This window comes from Seongchinamella unica (genome assembly GCF_004354085.1).
Lineage (GTDB): Bacteria > Pseudomonadota > Gammaproteobacteria > Pseudomonadales > Halieaceae > Halioglobus > Halioglobus unicus.
This window is the reverse complement of the sequence record NZ_SMSE01000003.1, coordinates 231,581-247,771: the sequence shown is the minus strand read 5'-3', so window position 1 is coordinate 247,771 and position 16,191 is coordinate 231,581. Positions and strand designations below refer to the sequence as shown.

At 60.7% G+C, this 16,191-nt stretch carries 17 protein-coding genes; 6 read left to right on the top strand and 11 right to left on the bottom strand.

Translation table 11 applies throughout. The annotated features are described in order from the left end of the window. Positions 1-2 precede the first annotated feature (2 nt). The 3 genes from E2F43_RS13285 to moaA all read right to left on the bottom strand — a co-directional run bounded on the left by E2F43_RS13285 (position 3) and on the right by moaA (position 3,455). Positions 3-1,433: a vWA domain-containing protein gene (locus E2F43_RS13285; RefSeq protein ID WP_133213461.1), complete on the bottom strand. Its 1,431-nt coding sequence runs from the start codon at positions 1,431-1,433 to the stop codon at positions 3-5. A gap of 2 nt (positions 1,434-1,435) precedes the next feature. Continuing rightward, positions 1,436-2,377, bottom strand: coding sequence for an AAA family ATPase (locus E2F43_RS13280; RefSeq protein ID WP_133213459.1), 942 nt, complete (start codon positions 2,375-2,377; stop codon positions 1,436-1,438). Positions 2,378-2,444: 67 nt separating this feature from the next. Beyond that, positions 2,445-3,455: a GTP 3',8-cyclase MoaA gene (gene moaA, locus E2F43_RS13275; RefSeq protein ID WP_133214328.1), complete on the bottom strand. Its 1,011-nt coding sequence runs from the start codon at positions 3,453-3,455 to the stop codon at positions 2,445-2,447. 229 nt (positions 3,456-3,684) lie between these two features. Here moaA and E2F43_RS13270 point away from each other — a divergent pair, with 229 nt between their 5' ends. From E2F43_RS13270 to E2F43_RS13260, 3 genes are read left to right on the top strand one after another with little or no spacing between them, the layout of a single operon-like run. Then, on the top strand, positions 3,685-5,055 hold the full coding sequence (locus E2F43_RS13270; protein WP_133213457.1) for an SLC13 family permease: 1,371 nt from the start codon (positions 3,685-3,687) through the stop codon (positions 5,053-5,055). Positions 5,056-5,100: 45 nt separating this feature from the next. Next, a complete protein-coding gene (locus E2F43_RS13265) occupies positions 5,101-5,721 on the top strand; it encodes a paraquat-inducible protein A (protein WP_133213455.1) in 621 nt (206 codons plus the stop codon). Next, on the top strand, positions 5,711-6,238 hold the full coding sequence (locus E2F43_RS13260) for an SRPBCC family protein (protein ID WP_133213453.1): 528 nt from the start codon (positions 5,711-5,713) through the stop codon (positions 6,236-6,238). The genes E2F43_RS13265 and E2F43_RS13260 overlap by 11 nt, the downstream gene beginning before the upstream one ends. 1 nt (position 6,239) lies before the next feature. Here E2F43_RS13260 and E2F43_RS13255 read toward each other — a convergent pair whose 3' ends face one another. Further along, the gene (locus E2F43_RS13255) at positions 6,240-6,719 is read right to left on the bottom strand and encodes a peroxiredoxin (protein WP_133213451.1); all 480 of its coding nucleotides are present in this window, start codon (positions 6,717-6,719) and stop codon (positions 6,240-6,242) included. A 48-nt stretch (positions 6,720-6,767) separates the two neighbouring features. On the opposite strand from E2F43_RS13255, the gene E2F43_RS13250 reads away from it, so the two are divergent. Further along, on the top strand, positions 6,768-7,424 hold the full coding sequence (locus tag E2F43_RS13250) for a class I SAM-dependent methyltransferase (RefSeq protein ID WP_238946916.1): 657 nt from the start codon (positions 6,768-6,770) through the stop codon (positions 7,422-7,424). Here the strand turns inward: E2F43_RS13250 and E2F43_RS13245 are convergent. The 5 genes from E2F43_RS13245 to hslO all read right to left on the bottom strand — a co-directional run bounded on the left by E2F43_RS13245 (position 7,421) and on the right by hslO (position 11,996). Beyond that, a complete protein-coding gene (locus E2F43_RS13245; protein WP_133213449.1) occupies positions 7,421-8,074 on the bottom strand; it encodes a TetR/AcrR family transcriptional regulator in 654 nt (217 codons plus the stop codon). The two genes, E2F43_RS13250 and E2F43_RS13245, sit on opposite strands and share 4 nt — an antisense overlap. Positions 8,075-8,083: 9 nt before the next feature. Further along, the gene (locus tag E2F43_RS13240; protein ID WP_133213447.1) at positions 8,084-8,557 is read right to left on the bottom strand and encodes a phasin family protein; all 474 of its coding nucleotides are present in this window, start codon (positions 8,555-8,557) and stop codon (positions 8,084-8,086) included. A gap of 177 nt (positions 8,558-8,734) precedes the next feature. Next, positions 8,735-9,229 (bottom strand): hypothetical protein, encoded by a 495-nt coding sequence (locus E2F43_RS13235; RefSeq protein WP_133213445.1) that lies wholly within the window; start codon positions 9,227-9,229, stop codon positions 8,735-8,737. Positions 9,230-9,412: 183 nt separating this feature from the next. Next, on the bottom strand, positions 9,413-10,972 hold the full coding sequence (locus E2F43_RS13230) for a phosphoenolpyruvate carboxykinase (RefSeq protein WP_133213443.1): 1,560 nt from the start codon (positions 10,970-10,972) through the stop codon (positions 9,413-9,415). A 136-nt stretch (positions 10,973-11,108) separates the two neighbouring features. Continuing rightward, positions 11,109-11,996, bottom strand: coding sequence for an Hsp33 family molecular chaperone HslO (hslO, locus tag E2F43_RS13225; RefSeq protein ID WP_133213441.1), 888 nt, complete (start codon positions 11,994-11,996; stop codon positions 11,109-11,111). Between the two features lie 264 nt (positions 11,997-12,260). On the opposite strand from hslO, the gene E2F43_RS13220 reads away from it, so the two are divergent. Beyond that, the gene (locus E2F43_RS13220; RefSeq protein ID WP_133213440.1) at positions 12,261-13,730 is read left to right on the top strand and encodes an acetyl-CoA acetyltransferase; all 1,470 of its coding nucleotides are present in this window, start codon (positions 12,261-12,263) and stop codon (positions 13,728-13,730) included. Positions 13,731-13,797: 67 nt separating this feature from the next. Continuing rightward, complete coding sequence (locus E2F43_RS13215; RefSeq protein ID WP_133213438.1) at positions 13,798-14,073, top strand: polyhydroxyalkanoic acid system family protein; 276 nt, start codon at positions 13,798-13,800, stop codon at positions 14,071-14,073. A gap of 1 nt (position 14,074) precedes the next feature. On the opposite strand, the gene E2F43_RS13210 is transcribed toward E2F43_RS13215, so the two are convergent. Together E2F43_RS13210 and E2F43_RS13205 are read right to left on the bottom strand one after the other, a co-directional pair. Continuing rightward, positions 14,075-15,145, bottom strand: a complete 1,071-nt coding sequence (locus E2F43_RS13210) for a patatin-like phospholipase family protein (protein ID WP_133213436.1) — start codon at positions 15,143-15,145, stop codon at positions 14,075-14,077. After that, the gene (locus E2F43_RS13205) at positions 15,135-16,136 is read right to left on the bottom strand and encodes an AraC family transcriptional regulator (RefSeq protein ID WP_133213434.1); all 1,002 of its coding nucleotides are present in this window, start codon (positions 16,134-16,136) and stop codon (positions 15,135-15,137) included. Before E2F43_RS13205 ends, E2F43_RS13210 begins: the two co-directional genes overlap by 11 nt. Positions 16,137-16,191 lie beyond the last annotated feature (55 nt).

Sequence of the window (16,191 nt, the reverse complement as noted above, 5' to 3'; positions counted from 1 at the left end):
CGTTATCGGGTACTTTTGAGGAGTTGGTCTACTATGCGTTCCAATTGCTTAAGGTTATTGCATTCGGCCGCAAAATGACAGGCGCTTTGGTAGCGGTGCATTTCCGAATCACCGGTACCCCAGGCGCGACGGGACTCGGGGTTCAGCCAGATCACCTGGCGTGAACGCTGGTATATGCTCTGCATGATTTCCAGCCTGGGGTCGCCCTTGTTGTTGCGCGCGTCGCCGAGGATGATCACCGTGGTATTGCTGTTGATATCGTCGAGTGCGAGCCGGGCAAAATCGGTGAGGGCGGTGCCGTAGTCGGTGGCGCCGCCATACTTCCAGTTGACCAGCTCGATGGCTTTCTCCACCGGGTGTTCCTCGAACAGTTCACTCACCTCTCCCAGTTTGCTGGAAAACGCGAAGCTTCTGACCCGTGGCAGCACATCCTGCAGGCTGTAGAGGAACAACAGCAGGAACTTGGCGTAGGCGGCGACTGAGCCACTGACATCACACACCGCAAGAATCTGCGGCTTGTCCCTGCGGGTGCGGCGCCAGTGCAGGTCGAACATCAGACCATCGTTGGCGATGCCGGCGCGCAGGGTACGGGCCATATCCAGCTGTCCGCGGCGGTATTGGCGGCGCTTGCGGCTGTGTCGCGCGGCCAGTTTTTTGGCCATCTTGCGTACCAGCTCGTGTACCCGGTGCAGGTAGGTATGTTCGATGTTACTCAGGCGGGTCTTGCTCAGCACGTCTTCCATGAACTGCCGGGTCTTGCCCTCGGCGTGCAGCAGGTACTGGCCATCGACGTAATCGCGCACCTGCTCCCGCAGGAGGTCCCGGTAGCGCTGCAGCTGGGGCAGGGCGGGGCTCTGCTCGCGTTCCAGCGCAATGACTGCGGCGCGTATCTGTTCCTCGCCCATGGCATCGAGCATCCGGCGGGTGTATTGCCCCTTCTGGGTGAACATCTGGATAGCCTGCAGGCCGGTGGCTTCACCCGCCCGGTTTATTGCCAAACTCAGCGCGTTACGGTCATTTTCAAGCAGTGCCCGCATCAACTCCGATTGCATCAGCGCCTGCAGCTCCGGGTTGTCCTCTGCAGCGACCTTGAGCGCTAAAGCTTCGTCGGCGCGCGCCGGCAGCGGGCTGGCGTCCTGCTGCCCGGGGTGGTCACTGCTGTCTTCGGTTGCAGTAGCATCGTCGGCGTCCGGCGCGTCCGGTGCGGAAACATCGGCCAGCCCGCGATCAAAAAAGCGCTCAAAACACTGCAGGAAGATCGCCTCTTCCTCGGGGGTTTTGGCCAGGGTCATTCCCAGTCCGTCCCGCAACAGGGAGCGATCGCCGTAGCCGAGGGTGGTCGCCACGTGCATGGCGTCCAGGGTTTCCGCCGGCGATATGCGCACATCGTGACTGCGCAGGACCTGGATGAAGCTGACCAGGTTTTCGGGCATGACTAGTCTTCCGCGACCCCGCGCACCAGCTGGCGAAGTTCGCCGTCGGTGGACTCGATGTCATCTTCAAACTTCAGCAGTACGTTCAGCGTGCTGCGCACCAGCTCCTCGTCGAGTTCGTCGGCGTGCAGCAATAACAGGCTGCGCGCCCAGTCGATGGTCTCGGAAATGGCGGGGAGTTTTTTCAGGTCCAGCTGGCGCAGGGAGTGGACGAACTCAACCAGCTGGTGGCGCAGTTTCTGGTCAATTTCCGGTACCCGGATGCGGACGATGCGTTCTTCCAGTTCCACCGTGGGGAAGGGGATGTACAGGTGCAGGCAGCGGCGTTTGAGGGCATCGGAAAGGTCGCGGGTGTTGTTGCTGGTGAGGAATACCATTGGCGACGACTTGGCCTTTACCGTGCCGATTTCCGGGATCGATACCTGGTAGTCGGAGAGAATTTCCAGCAACAGCGACTCGAACTCGTAGTCCGACTTGTCGACCTCGTCGATCAACAGGATCGCGCCTTTTTCCTGTTGCATTGCCTTGAGCAGGGGCCTGGGCTCGAGGAACTCTTCCGAGTAGAAGATATCGCCGAACTGGTGCAAGCGTTCCACCGACTCTGCCAGGTTATGGGTGCCCTGTAACAGGTCGCCCAGTTTTTCTTTCAGCACCTGGGTATAGAGCAACTGCTTACCGTACTTCCATTCGTACAGGGCTTTCGCTTCATCCAGCCCCTCGTAGCACTGCAGGCGGATCAACGGAGTATCCAGCAGTTGGGCGGTGGTTTTTGCCAGTTCGGTCTTGCCCACTCCCGGAGGGCCCTCGACCAGAACCGGCTTGCGCAACTGGAATGCGAGGAATACGGCCGTGGCAATTTTGTCAGAGCAAATGTAGCCAAAAGACTCGAAGCCCTGTTTGATGACGTCTACTGAGTCCAGCTGGGGGAAATCCTGGGTATGCACGCGATGACGGTTCCTGTCTGGTGGCCGGACATTGTACGCCAGGGCGGAGGAGTCCGGTACCGCTGTGCTAACCGCCGGTGGTGTTCATGAAACGCAGGATACGGGGCTCTTCGCTGTGGTCGAAGTAATGTCGTTCCGGCTTGATGGCCATGGCGTCGACGATGGCCCACTTGAGTTTCTCCGGCGTGTACCCTGGGGCGCGCAATATCTCCCTCAGGTCTACCGAGTGTTCGTTGCCGAGGCAGAGCAACAGGCGACCCTCGACCGTAAGCCTGACCCGATTGCACAGGTGGCAGAAGTTATTGCTGTGAGGGGAAATGAATCCTACCCGGGTGGGGCTGTCGTCCAGGCGGTAGTAGCGGGCCGGGCCACTGCTGTCGCCGGGGTTCCCCTGGGCTGATAAGTGATAATGCGGGGCCAGCATGGCCCGCAGTTCATCACTGCTGCAGAATGTGAGCTGGCGGTCGTGATCGTCGATCAGCCCCAGGGGCATTTCCTCGATAAAGGCGATATCTATCTGCCGATCCCGGGCGAACCTGACCAGATCCAGCACCTCGTCCTCATTGCGACCCTTGAGAACCACCGCGTTCAGTTTAATGCCCTCGAAGCCGGCAGCAATGGCGGCGTCGATGCCGGCAATCACCTGGTCGAGATTGCCGTGGCGGGTAAGGTGGCGGAATTTGCGTGGATTAAGGCTGTCCAGGCTGATGTTGATGCGCGCCACGCCAGCGTCTTTCAGTGCGGGCGCCAGTCGCTGCAGCTGGGAACCATTGGTGGTTATCGCCAGTTCGTCCAGCCCCGGAAGTTGGCCAAGGCGCTGCACCAGTGACAGGATGTTGTTGCGCACCAGCGGCTCACCGCCAGTGAGTCGAATTTTGCTCACCCCGAGTTCACTGAAGGCGCGGGCTACCTGGTATAACTCTTCCAGTGACAGCACTTCGCTCTTGGGGGCGAATGTCATGTCTTCTGCCATGCAGTACACGCAGCGAAAATCGCAGCGGTCAGTCACCGACAGGCGCAGGTAGTGAACGCGTCGCTGAAACTGGTCAATGAGGGTTGGTGGCAGAGCTTTATCCATGCAGCCAGTGTATTCGCTGGCAGCCCGGGGCGCCAGTCTGGACATGCTCGCAGCGGGCAGCAAGTGCCCGGGGTTTACAGCTGCAGCGGCTTGCGACAGGATGGGGATTGAGCCGTACCCTCGGGAGGCGGTGAATTAAAACAGTCTGGAACTGGGGATACGACTATGAAGGGGCCTCGACCCGAGGCGCTCATTGCCGAACAGCCCATATCGATGGGGGGCGGCAATAGTGCGTAACTGGGCGATTTGGGCTGGCCTGATTCTGGCCACGCTGTGCGCACTGGCGCTTGCCCATGGCGGCTACAACAGCGACATCGTGATTGTGGGCTTTGTCGCCGTACTGTGTGTCGTCTGGTGGGTATTCGAGCCAGTGCCCATTCCCGTGACTTCACTTCTGCCACTGGCGGTACTGCCGCTATTCGGCGTCCTGACGCCAGCGGAGGTCGGCCAGGCTTACGGTTCACCGCTGATCCTTTTGTTGCTGGGCGGATTTCTGTTGTCCCAGGCCATGGAGCATTCCGGCGCTCACCAGCGCATTGCTATCGGCATGGTTAACCTGTTTGGCGCCCACAGCGGGCTGAGGCTGGTATTGGGTTTCATGGCCGCTGCCGCCCTGCTCAGTATGTGGATATCGAACACGGCGACCACGCTGATGCTGCTGCCCGTGGTGCTGGCGGTGCTGGAGGCGTCGCCCGACAAGGACCGGTTGGCGGCACCACTGCTGCTGGGGGTGGCCTACGCCGCCAGTGTGGGCGGTATGGGTACGCCAATCGGCACACCACCTAACCTGATATTTATGCAGGTATACAAGGAGACAACGGGCCAGAGCATCAGTTTCACGACCTGGATGACCTGGGCGGTCCCGGTGGTGGTACTGATGGTGCCAGCCATGGCCCTGATCCTGACCCGCAATGTTCGCGGGTCACTGTCGGTCACTCTGCCTCGGGAGGGTGCGTGGCGCTCTGAGGAAAAGCGGGTGATGCTGGTGTTCGGGCTGACGGCGCTGGCCTGGGTGACTCGCAGTGAGCCATTCGGCGGCTGGCAGTCCTGGCTGGATCTGCCCCAGGCGAACGACGCGTCAGTGGCGTTGCTGGCGGTGGTACTGATGTTCCTGCTCCCCAACGGCAAGGGCGAAAGGCTTTTGACCTGGGACAGGGCGGTCAGGATTCCCTGGGGTGTGCTGCTGCTGTTCAGCGGCGGTATCTGCCTTGCCAAGGGGTTTGTGAGCTCGGGCCTGAGTGAACTGCTCGGTGGCATGTTCAGCGATATCGCGACGGTGCCGGTTTACCTGCTGATATTGTTGATTGCCCTTACGGTGACCTTCATGACCGAGACGACCTCCAATACCGCCAGCACCACGCTGCTGATGCCAGTGCTGGCCGCCGCTGCACTGACTGCGGGCATTGCTCCGGAGGTGTTGATGGTGCCTGCGGCCATGAGCGCCAGCTGCGCTTTCATGTTGCCGGTGGCGACCGCGCCCAATACGGTGGTGTACGGCAGCGGTATGTTAACTGTGTCCAGGATGGCCAGAGAGGGCCTGATGCTCAACCTTCTCGGTGCCGGTATTATCAGCGCGATTTGCTATCTGCAGCTTACCTGAGTCAGGTCTCGGGTAAGATTCGGACATTTTACAGAGGAGAACGCCATGACAATGCCACGCCGTCTGCTGACGCTCTTGCTGATTCTTGCCTCGCTGGGCCTGTTGTATCCCGGTATTTCCCAGCCGGTGCTGACCCTTACCGGTACCCTGGAAAAATCCATGATTGCGGAACTGGGCATTGAAATGATTGCGGGGGAAGACGCCGATTCCCAGACCCGGCAGATGCTGAGCATGTTCTCCAGCTTTCTTGGCCTGGACCGGATCGAGGGCCAGATTACCGCCTACGACAGCTCTCGCTCTATCCTCGGCACGGTGGAGGAGCTTGCCAACACCGGGAACCTTCCCGTGGCCCTGCTCATTGTTTTCTTCAGCGTGGTGATTCCGGTATTCAAGCTGTGCCTGCAGTTGACGGCGTTGGCACTGCCGCAAGCCCGGTGGCGGGCGCCCCTGTGGTGGCTCAATGCCAGCCTCAGCAAGTGGTCCATGGCGGATGTTTTTGTCATGGCCATGCTGGTCGCCTACATGGCGGGTAGCGCGTCGGGGCAGATGGGAGATCTGCTGACGATGAACGCGCAGCTGGAGGCGGGTTTTTACTACTTCCTGGCCTACTGTCTGTTCTCTATACTCGCGGGCACCCTGATGATGGAGAACCGCGATGAGCGATAGCCTGGGGTGCTCGGTTGGTGTCACCCTTGACATGCCACTGGCGGATGCCTGGGCGCTGCTGGCAGATTTCTCCCTGGCGCATCACTATGTGCCGGGGCTTACCCGCACGGAAATAGTCTCTGCCGCAAGCTCCGGGCTTGGCGCCCGGCGCCGGGTTTATACCGGCGACAAGTTCCTTGAAGAGACCATCATCGACTGGCGTGAAGGCCAGGGCTTCACCCTGCGGCTGCACCAGGGCGAAAAACCCATGCCGCCCTTCAGGCGCGCGGAATTTGACTATCGCCTGAGCCCTGAGGGTGCGGACAGGACGCGGGCAACGCTGGCCCTGCCGTTTGTGATGCCCCTGGGGGTATTTGGCAGGTTGCTGGGCCGCAACCTGATCCTGCCGGTCATGAAAAAGCAGCTGGTTGCGGTGGCGGCGGGAATGAAACACTTCTACGAAACCGGTACACCGGCAACTGATGAAGACAGGAAACGGCTGGCGGGGGCCGTAGACGTCTACCCCGCCAGCAACTGAGTTACAGCAGGGCCATCATGGTTTCGGCTGAGCTTACGTCAACGCCGGGGCCGGATTCGACATTGATGTGGGTGACCACACCGTCGTCAGCGATCAGCGCGAAGCGCTGGGAACGGGTACCCAGCCCGAAAGCGCTGCCGTCCAGTTCGAGGTCCAGGGCGCCGGTGAATTCGCCCATGCCATCCGCCAGCATGAGGATTTCATCGGCATTTTGTGCCTTGCCCCAGGCATCCATGACAAAGACATCGTTCACTGCCATGCAGGCAATGGTGTCGACGCCCGCGGCCTTGATCTTGTCGGCATTGACCACGTATCCGGGCATATGGGTGATCGAGCAGCCCGGGGTGAAGGCGCCGGGGACGGCAAACAGCAGAACTTTCTTGCCGGCGAAAATTTCGCTGGTAGAGATGTCCATCGGACCTTCCGGGCCCATGGTTTTGAGCGTGGATTGGGGGATAGCGTCACCGACCTGAATGGCCATGGTTGTTTCCTCTTGTGGGGGAATGAAAGTGAACTGGGAATATAGCAGATGAACGGCAACTTGCACTGTCCATTGTGTGGCGATGGCCGAGTGGAGGATTTTTACCGCGACCGGCGTCGCCAGTACCTGCGCTGTGTCCACTGTGGCCTGGTGTTCGTGCCGCCCCGGTACTACCTGGGCAGCGCTGAGGAAAAAGCCGAGTACGACCTGCATCGCAACGAGGTGGACGACCCCGGTTACCGCAGGTTTCTGTCACGTCTCGCCGACCCCCTGTTGGCCAGAATACCCTCCGCAGCGCGCGGCCTGGACTTTGGCTGCGGTCCCGGCCCGGCGCTGGCGGCCATGTTGAAGGAAGCCGGTCACCAGGTCTCGCTGTACGATGTTTTTTACCGGCCCGATGCCGAGGTGCTGCAGCGCAGCTATCAGTTCATAACCGCGACTGAGGTGGTGGAGCATTTGCATGAGCCCGGCCTGGCACTCGAGCAATTGTGGGAGAATCTCGAGCCCGGCGGCTACCTGGGAATTATGACCAAGCTGGTGCGCGACGCCGAGTCCTTTGCCCGTTGGCACTACAAGAACGACCCGACCCATGTGTGTTTTTTCAGTGAATCGAGCTGGCTGTGGTGGGCCCGGCAGCGGGCTGCCAGCCTGGAGCGCATCGGTGCCGACGTGATCCTGCTGCGCAAAGCGCAGGGGCTGTGCTAGCTGCTCTGCTCGAGCATATTGGTGTAGATGGCCTCACAGTCCCGGTAGAAGCTCAGCTGCTCATCCCCCAGGTAGGGCGCTACCATGGTCAGCAGTTGCAGTACTCCCTGGTGGATGGTCATGACGGGATCGCGCTCCCGGTGCAGCAGCTGGTCGTAACTGAACCAGAAGGTGAGGTTGAGGGTCATGTTGTCCACCAGTCCCAGCAGCTGCTGTTCTCCGGTATTGATCACCGACTGTTGCAGCAGGGTCTGGCAAATGGCATAGAGAGTCGCGCGTTTCAGCTGGATCAGGCGTTTGAAGTTGCGCCGGATATCCGGGTAGCGCTGCAGGATGTTGTCCAGGTTGTGGTAGAGAAAACGGTACTGGTACATCTCTTCCAGCACCACATACAGGTAGTACCAGTTCTCCTCGACATTGCCAGGCCCTGCCAACGGCTGTTCGATAGGGGCAGTGAGAGTGCCGGATAGTGCGGTTTCATACTGGTGAAACAGCTCGGCAATGATCTGGTCCTTGCCCTTGAAGTGGTAGTAGAGATTACCCGGGCTGATATCCATCTCATTGGCGATATCGATGGTGGTGGTCTGCTCTTCACCCTCCTCGTTGAACAACAGCAGGCTGGTATGAAGAATGCGGTCCCGGGTTTTCATCTATCGCGGTCAGGCCTTCTTTTTCGGCGCCTTCGCCGTTGACCGGCTGGCGGCGGTTTTCCGCGTTGCGGTTTTGGCGGGAGCTTTCTTGCGAGAGGCGGCTTTGGGGGGCTGCTGCTCCTTGATCATGCGGGCCAGTGCATCGACCTTCCGGGTCAGCTTGTCCACCTTCTTGTGCAGACTGGCGAGATCTTCCATGCGAGCGGGTCGCTGCATATGGAAGTTTTCCCGTACCTGGGCGATGCGCTCCTCCACCGAACTCAGGGCCGCTGCCCTGGCCTCTGAGGCTTCCTCTTCCAGCTGCGAACCGGCTTTGACCAGGTCGCGAAACAGCTTGGGCGGGTGTGGAGTGGCCTTTTTCAGGTTGCTCTGGGCTTCGTCGACGGCCCGGCCATAGGCGCCAACACCTGCCAGCCAGATGTTTTTGGCGATTTCGCTCGCCTTGTCGGTGACCTTGCTCTTTTCGCTCTTTTCGTCGCTCATTTTGCGGTCTCCTCTGCATGTGCTTTGGAAGGGGCAACATTACAGCAGAATAGGGCCGGAAAAGACAGGCGCCGGCGCCGGCGTGAAATCTGGCAGACATAAAAAAAGGGGCTACAAAGTAGCCCCTAAAAACCCTGACTAACAGGGATAAGTGGTCCTGGATGGACCGCTGCTCAGTTAAGCAGCGGTTTTGAAACCTACGGATTCCTTCAGTTCTTCGAAGCGAGCCTTGGCCTTGTCCAGTTGTGCGTCCAGCTTTTTGCGGTCGGTCAGGCTTTCCAGCTCAAACTTGGGCAGTTCGATGTCATCGACAGCCTTACGGGCTTTCTTCTCGACTTTTTCACCGCGCTTGACCAGTTCCTTGTAGGCTTTCTCAGCTTTCTTGCGACGCTCTTCCAGCTGCTCCTGCAGGCTGTTGAACTGCTCCTGCACCTGGTCGTAGGCCTTGCCGTAGAAACCCAGGCTTGCGAGGAAAGCATTGCGTCCGTTCTCTTTCGCCTTGGCGGCAAAATCGGGGGTAGACTTCTTGGCGGCGGGCTTGCGCTTGGCAGCAGGCTTGCGCTTGGCGGGAGCCTTCTTGGCAGCGGGCTTACGCTTGGCGGGAGCCTTGCGCTTGGGGGCGGCCTTCTTGGCAGTTGTAGGGGCAGTTGTCTCGGTTGCTTGTTCAGCCATGGTGTCACTCCTTACGGTTCAAAATGTGGCGGCATAACCGCCGATGAACAGAGACTACGGCAGAAAATTAGAATAAACATACTAATTATCCGCCGGTTGCCGGCCCTCTGGCGGGCCGTTTTAGGGGGTACAACGACAAAGGGCCCCGCAGGGCCCCCGAAGTATCTGTCCTTGCGGAGGTCGTTAGCCGGCTTTGGGGCCCGCAGCGATGATGGCATCGGACACATCGAAATTGGCGATGTTCTGGGTGAACAGGGTAGCCAGTTTGGTGGCCTGCTCGTCGTAGGCCGCCTCGTCACCCCAGGATGCGCGGGGGTTGACGTACCTGGCGTCCACGCCGGGAATGTCGACGGGGAAATCCAGGTTGAGTATGTCCAGGTGTTCGGTGGCCGCGCCCAGCAGGGCGCCGCTCTGGCAGGCGTGAACAATCGCCCGGGTCACCGGGATGGGGAAGCGTGAGCCGGTGCCGCCGGGAGCGCCTGAGCCGCCGGTCCAGCCGGTATTCACCAGGTAAACCTGGGAGCCGAAATCTTCTACCCGCTTCATCAGCAGCTCTGCATAATCACTCGCGGGGCGGGGCATAAACGGTGCGCCGAAACAGGTGGAAAAGGTGGGATGTATACCCGCCTCTGCCCCTACTTCTGTCGAGCCGACGCGGGCGGTGTAGCCGGACAGGAAGTGGAATGCCGCCGCTTCCTTGGAAAGTATGGAGACGGGAGGCAATACCCCGGACACGTCACAGGTCAGGAAAATCACGCACTTGGGTTCGCCGGCGGCATTGGACTCTGTGCGTTTCGCCACGTGTTCGAGCGGGTAGCAGCAGCGGCCATTCTCGGTGAGGGAGGTGTCGTCGTAATCGGCGTGGCGGTTTTCGTCCAGCACCACGTTTTCGACGATGGCGCCAAAGCGGATGGCGTCCCAGATAATGGGCTCGTTCTTCTTAGACAGGTTGATGGTTTTGGCATAGCAGCCACCTTCCAGGTTGAAAACGGAGCCTTTGGCCCAGCCGTGCTCATCGTCACCGATCAGGTACATATCCGGGTCGGCGGAGAGGGTGGTTTTACCGGTGCCCGACAGGCCGAAGAAAAGGGTGGTCTCGCCGCTCTCGCTCACGTTCGCCGAGCAATGCATGGGCATGACGTCCTTTTCGGGGAGCAGGAAGTTCTGCACTGCGAACATGGACTTCTTCATCTCGCCGGCATAGCGCATGCCTGCCAGCAAGACCTTGCGCTGGGCAAAATTGACGATTACCACGCCCTCGGAGTTGGTGCCATCGCGCTCCGGGTCACACTCGAAACTGGCCACATTGAGGATGTTCCACTCTTCCTTGCGGGCAGTATTGTACTGCTCCGGGCGGATAAACATGTTGCGGCCGAACAGGTTCTGCCAGGCGGTTTCCGTGGTGACCCTGACCGGCAGGTAGTGGTCGGCATGGGCGCCGACGTGCAGGTGGGAAACAAACCGGTCCCGCTCGGCGATATAGCTTTCTACCCGGTCCCACAGCGCATCGAACTTGTCCGGGTCAAAGGGACGGTTGACGCTACCCCAATCGATGGCTTCCTCGGTGCTGGGTTCTTTCACTGTATAACGGTCGGCAGGAGAGCGTCCGGTGCGCTTGCCGGTGGTTACCAGCAGGGCGCCGGTGTCAGTGAGAGTGCCCTCGCCCCTTTTCAGGGCTTGTTCAATCAGCTGGGCGGGAACCAGGTCCAGGTATTCCTGGGCGACGGGTGCGGTGGCGGTCATTGTGTGTCCTGTTTTTTTACCAGGGTTATATCCCCGGTTGGTATGGCGGTAATCTGGCGGCAACAATTATGTCAGAATCGTTAAGGAATGCGAATTGCCTGGGGAAGGAATTGTTTTATACCCACTATAAATGACGCTAATGTAATGTTCCGGGGTCATCACTTTGCAAAATGCCATCCAGGTCCTGTTCGAGGAAGCGGTATTGCTGGTTACAGAACTCGCAATCCATGGTGATGCTGCCCAGCTCCTCCAGTAATTCCCGAATTTCCTCCCGCGGCAGTGTACTCAGGGCCTTGAGGGTGCGCTCCCTGGAGCAATTGCAGTGAAAGCGGGCGGGTGCCGGTTCAAACAGCCGCAGAGGGTCCTCATGGTACAGCCGATGTACCAGCTCAGGCGCCGATACGGTCAGCAGCTCCTGCGGCTGCAGGGTGGCGGCCAGGGCATTGACATGTTCCCACTGGGCATCGCGGCGAACGCGATCCTCAACCTGCTGGGCCGGCAGTTGTTGCAGCAGCATCCCCGCAGCCCGCTGCCCATCGCAGGCCAGCCAGAACCGGGTCCCCAGCTGCTCTGACTGGCGGAAGTAGGCGTCAAGGCTGTGGGCGAGGGAGTCCTCCACCAGCGGCACAATACCCTGGTAGCGCTTGCCGCTGCTGGGATCTATGGTGATAGCCAGCTGGCCACCGGTGAGCAGCTGGTCAAAGCGATCGGAGGTTGCTTGCTGGGCACCCCGGGCAATCGCCCGCAGGTTGAGTTCGTTGTCACACTCGGCCATGAGCAGGGGGATTTGCCCCTGGGACCGGGCCTGCAGTACCAGGCGGCCCTCAAACTTGAGCGTGGTGGCCAGCAGCACCGCCGCGGCCAGGAATTCCCCCAGCAGTTGATGGACCCCGGGGGCGTACTGGTGGATCGCGGTGATGTCAGCCAGACAGTCCTCCAGTTGCACGATTTCGCCGCGGATATCGGCCTCCTCGAAGAGGAAACGCTGGGTTCTGTTTCTGCCTCGCAGCTCGCCTTCAGACATAGTGCTGGTTCCATCGATGGTGGGTGGCGCCCTGCGCAGTGGCGGGCCCCGGGGTTCAGTATGTAAGGCCGATGCTTTAAATTTCAAGCGCCTGCAGACCACTGGAGCGCCAGGCGCTAGAGTATGAATCGGTCAATGATAACAGGAGCAACCTCATGAGATGCGCTGTGCAAACGGGGGCGGGCGAACCCGCCCACCATCGACCCGAGGCGAAAGCCGCGGGGGCCGCGGGATTCCACGGCCTGGCCATTCCGAGGGACTGAGATGGAAGACAATGCACCCGTGCTGGTGGGCGTGGCGGCCTTTCAGCAGCATAACCCCGATTTCAACGCGGCGCTGGAGCCTGTCGCCATTATGGAGAAGGCCCTGCGCGACGCCGCCGCAGATGCCGGCAGTGACAGCCTGTTGTCCCGGGCGAGCGAGATCCTGGTGCCCAAGGGTATCTGGGGATACAGCGATCCCGGTCGGCTCTTAGCCGATGCGTTTGGCGCCAGCCAGGCACGCACTGTGCTGGCGGAGATCGGCGTATCCCAGCAGACCCTGCTGACGCGTGCCTGCCAGCTGGTTGCCGAGGGCGAGGCAGAGGTGGTTCTGGTGGCGGGCGCCGAGGCCAAGTACCGTGCACAGTGCGCCGCCAAAGCCGGTACGGAAGCGGCAGAGACCGTGCAACAGGATGCAGAGCCAGATCTGAAACTGCTGCCGGAGGACGAGCTGTGGTCGCAGGTAGAGTCTGCCGCCGGCCTCGGTATGCCGGTGGGCTACTACGCAATCATGGACAGTGCCCTGCGTTTCAAGCAGGGCCTGACGCCGGAACAACACCGGCGGCAAATGGGGCAGATGTACCAGCGTTTCAGTGAGATCGCCGCTGACAATCCCCAGGCCTGGGTGAGGGAACCGGTAGCTGCCGCGACCATTAGCGAACCCACCGCCGCGAACCGGATGCTGGCCTTTCCCTATACCAAATTGCACAACAGCCAGTGGAATGTGGATCAGGGCGCCGGACTGATTTTCTGCAGCGCGGCGGTTGCCCGGGAGCTGGGCCTGGATCCCGGGCGCTGGATACACCCGCGCGCCTTTGCCGAATCCAATTTTATGTCGGTGGTATCCAGTCGCGGCGACCTGGGAGGCTGTCCTGGTTTTCGGGTCGCCGGCGCAACCGCCATGCAGCGTGCGGGGGTCAGTTTCGAGGACCTCAAACTGCGGGAGCTGTACTCCTGTTTCCCCATGGCGGTGCGCTCGCAAATGCACGAGTTCGGCATGAGCGGTGACGGCGATCTCAGCGTGACCGGTGGCATGACCTTTGGCGGCGGGCCGCTCAACAATTTTGTGTTGCAGGCCACCGTGCGCATGGCCCAATTGTTGCGGGAACAACCCGGGGAAACGGGCCTGGTGACCACGGTCAGCGGCTTTCTCACCAAGCAGGGGGTGGCCCTGTGGTCAGCGCAGCCCAATCCCGATGGCTGGGTGTTCGACGACGTCACCGAACAGGTCCGCCAGGTCAGTGACATACGCGAACTGGTCGCCGATTTCGAGGGTGATGCCGTGGTCGCCGGGTACACGGTAATGTTCCAGGGGGCAGAGCCCTGGCGGGCAGTGGCGGTATTCGACCTCGCTGACGGCAGGCGGACCGCAGCCTACAGTGAACAGCCGTCCGTGATAGAGGCCATGCTCGACCGCGAGTGCTGCGGTGAGGCGTTCACCCTGTCAGGGGGCGTGTTCCGACCGCCCGGTTAATGTCGTCAGGTCCGGGTGTGCCGCCCCCGGTCGTGCACTATACTGGTAGCAAAAAAGAGGTAGGCAAGTGTCCGGATTTCGCATAACCAAACCATACACCATGCCCAAGGAAGACGTGCGCTCGGCGGCGCAGGAGCTGGCGGAGAGCCTGGCCCGCGAACACGGAGTCCGCAGTCGCTGGGAAGGCGACAAGGTCAGGATCAAGGGCGCAGGCGTGGACGGGGTCATGTCTTTTCACGATGGGTTGATTGATATTTCCGTCAAGCTGGGTTTGTTGACCTCGATGTTCGAAGGCTCGATCCGCAACGAAGTGCAGAGCTTTCTCGACGAGCACGTCACCTGATTCAGGAGTGGACTACAACCCCTGCCAGCGGATCATCCTGTGCCAGTAAATCGGCAAATTCCCCCGCCAGCGCGGCGCTGGCGTCAATACACTGCTGCCAGTAGCGTACCCGCCTTTGTGGATCAAATCGGTTGAAATCGTTGCGGTCGGGAATTTTGCCGTGGGGCAGCGTGGCGACGAAATTCTCGTCGGGACATAGCAGCACCAGTTTTCGGGCTGCTCCGACCGACCGCTGTCGCCATGGCAGGAACTTGTCAAACCAGCCCGGGACGATGCCGGCGCGAAAGTGCGGATAGAGCATCAGGCCCTCACCCTGGTACTGGGACAGGTCGAAGTGATAGTCGATAATGCCGCCGTCCCAGTACTGGCCCCGTGGTGCCCCGGGTATGTCCCGCTCACCGCTGAGCACAAAAGGAATCGCGCCGCTGGCATGCAGCGCAGGCAGCACCGCCTCGGGTGTCAGGGTGCAGTGCCGGGTGTTGAAGTCGTTGAAACTGAGCCCCGGGCTGCCTGTTGAGCCAGCGTGAAATACCACCCGCTGGAAGTGGTGGCGCAGCAACGTTCGGCTGACAGTGTTGCCCAGTGCCGCGGCTCCCATACCGGTGGCAAGCAGTGCGGAGCTGCGTGAGGCGGCTGCACCCCTGCCCCGGGCGGTGACAATTTGGCTGTTGATACGTGGATGGGTGACCAGGGCATCACTACCGGTTTCGCCCAGCATCGACTGCAGAATGGCGCGGCTGACTGTGCTGACCTCTTCCGGCCCGGGGCGGGCACTGGCGTATTGCTGGTGCAGGTAGCCTTGCTCCATCCTGTCGATGGCGGCTACCGGGTCGGGTTGTACCAGGCACGCATTGCGCCAGGCGCCGATAGACGAGCCGAGGGTGGACAGGGGCTGGCTGCCCCCTTGCAGGAAGTCGCCGAACAACATCCGGTCCAGGTGCCCCAGGATAAACCACTTGGGGCCCCCCGACGCACCGAGCAACAGGCTGAACAGGTCGGGGTTCCAGCCCCGCTCGGCAATTTGCCCGGCCGCCTCGGCGCCAACGTGGACTGCCAGTGCCTTACGTGCCACTGCGGATATCCCGGGGCGCATTGCCGGTCCATTTATAGTAGGCACGGCGAAAATTGGAGGCGTCGTTAAAGCCGACCATATAGGCAATGGTCGATAGCGGCAGGCGGGTGTGTTTCAGGTAGTGGGTGGCATGCTCGGCGCGCACCCGGTCCAGTAACTCCTGAAAGGACTCCTGCTCCTGCTGCAGGCGGCGGCGATACGTGCGCGGGCTGAAGTTGAGCATACGGGCGACGGTTGGCATCTGGGGGTACTGGCCCTCCAGCTTGCGCAGCAGTCGCAGGGTTTGCTGTGCCACCGAGTCCTCTTCTTCCAGGTCGGCCAGCAGCCGGGCGCACTCCTGTTCATACAGCGCGCGCAGGGCGGGATTGGAGGAGGGCAGCTGCGCCTGCATCAATTCCGACGGGAAAATAACCCGGCCCTGGGGCGCCTCGAACTGCAGTTCCTCGCCGAATACATCGCGGTAGAGGTCGGAATGCGCGGGCTCCGGATAGGGCAGTTCCAGTCGCACCTGCAGCTCCGGCATATTCAACAGACCGCGGATGGTGTTCAGTACCGCAGCGAAGAAGGATTCCTGGATGAAGTGCTGGGGCAGGTCGCCGGGGCCGTTGTCCTGGATCGTCAGGCAGCAGTAGCGCTCATCGTCCTTGAAGTCGACGTTGAGGTTGGCGGACAGCAGATGGTGGTACTTGAGAAACAGGTCTATCGCCTCGGCCAGATTGCGGCAGGTCATGAACGCCTGCCCCAGGACCGCATGGGCGCCCAAATTCATGCGCATACCCATCTCCATGCCCAGGGCCTGGTTGCCAGTGAGAGCCAAAGCGTTCTGGGCGAGACGGTTGAAGTCGCGGTCCTCCACCCGGGCCCCGATGTTGTCGACGCCGGTACTGGCCAGGGAAGTTCCCGCCAATAGCTGTGATCGCTCACAGCCGGCCTGTTCGGCAAGGTCGATGAGAATGAGCACGTATTGCGCGGGGGTTGTCGGTCTTGGCATAGGCGTATTTGGCCACATATGACCGCAAAATGACAATACTTTACCTTGTTGGACG

What these genes read in the sequence shown, in the direction of transcription:
- E2F43_RS13255 (WP_133213451.1), bottom strand. Translation starts at nt 6,719, where the DNA reads ATGGCCATTCAGGTCGGTGACGCTATCCCCCAATCCACGCTCAAAACC.
- E2F43_RS13240 (WP_133213447.1), bottom strand. Translation starts at nt 8,557, where the DNA reads ATGAGCGACGAAAAGAGCGAAAAGAGCAAGGTCACCGACAAGGCGAGC.
- E2F43_RS13220 (WP_133213440.1), top strand. Translation starts at nt 12,261, where the DNA reads ATGGAAGACAATGCACCCGTGCTGGTGGGCGTGGCGGCCTTTCAGCAG.
- hslO (WP_133213441.1), bottom strand. Translation starts at nt 11,996, where the DNA reads ATGTCTGAAGGCGAGCTGCGAGGCAGAAACAGAACCCAGCGTTTCCTC.
- E2F43_RS13265 (WP_133213455.1), top strand. Translation starts at nt 5,101, where the DNA reads ATGACAATGCCACGCCGTCTGCTGACGCTCTTGCTGATTCTTGCCTCG.
- E2F43_RS13260 (WP_133213453.1), top strand. Translation starts at nt 5,711, where the DNA reads ATGAGCGATAGCCTGGGGTGCTCGGTTGGTGTCACCCTTGACATGCCA.
- E2F43_RS13285 (WP_133213461.1), bottom strand. Translation starts at nt 1,433, where the DNA reads ATGCCCGAAAACCTGGTCAGCTTCATCCAGGTCCTGCGCAGTCACGAT.
- E2F43_RS13230 (WP_133213443.1), bottom strand. Translation starts at nt 10,972, where the DNA reads ATGACCGCCACCGCACCCGTCGCCCAGGAATACCTGGACCTGGTTCCC.
- moaA (WP_133214328.1), bottom strand. Translation starts at nt 3,455, where the DNA reads ATGGATAAAGCTCTGCCACCAACCCTCATTGACCAGTTTCAGCGACGC.
- E2F43_RS13250 (WP_238946916.1), top strand. Translation starts at nt 6,768, where the DNA reads ATGAACGGCAACTTGCACTGTCCATTGTGTGGCGATGGCCGAGTGGAG.
- E2F43_RS13205 (WP_133213434.1), bottom strand. Translation starts at nt 16,136, where the DNA reads ATGCCAAGACCGACAACCCCCGCGCAATACGTGCTCATTCTCATCGAC.
- E2F43_RS13235 (WP_133213445.1), bottom strand. Translation starts at nt 9,229, where the DNA reads ATGGCTGAACAAGCAACCGAGACAACTGCCCCTACAACTGCCAAGAAG.
- E2F43_RS13245 (WP_133213449.1), bottom strand. Translation starts at nt 8,074, where the DNA reads ATGAAAACCCGGGACCGCATTCTTCATACCAGCCTGCTGTTGTTCAAC.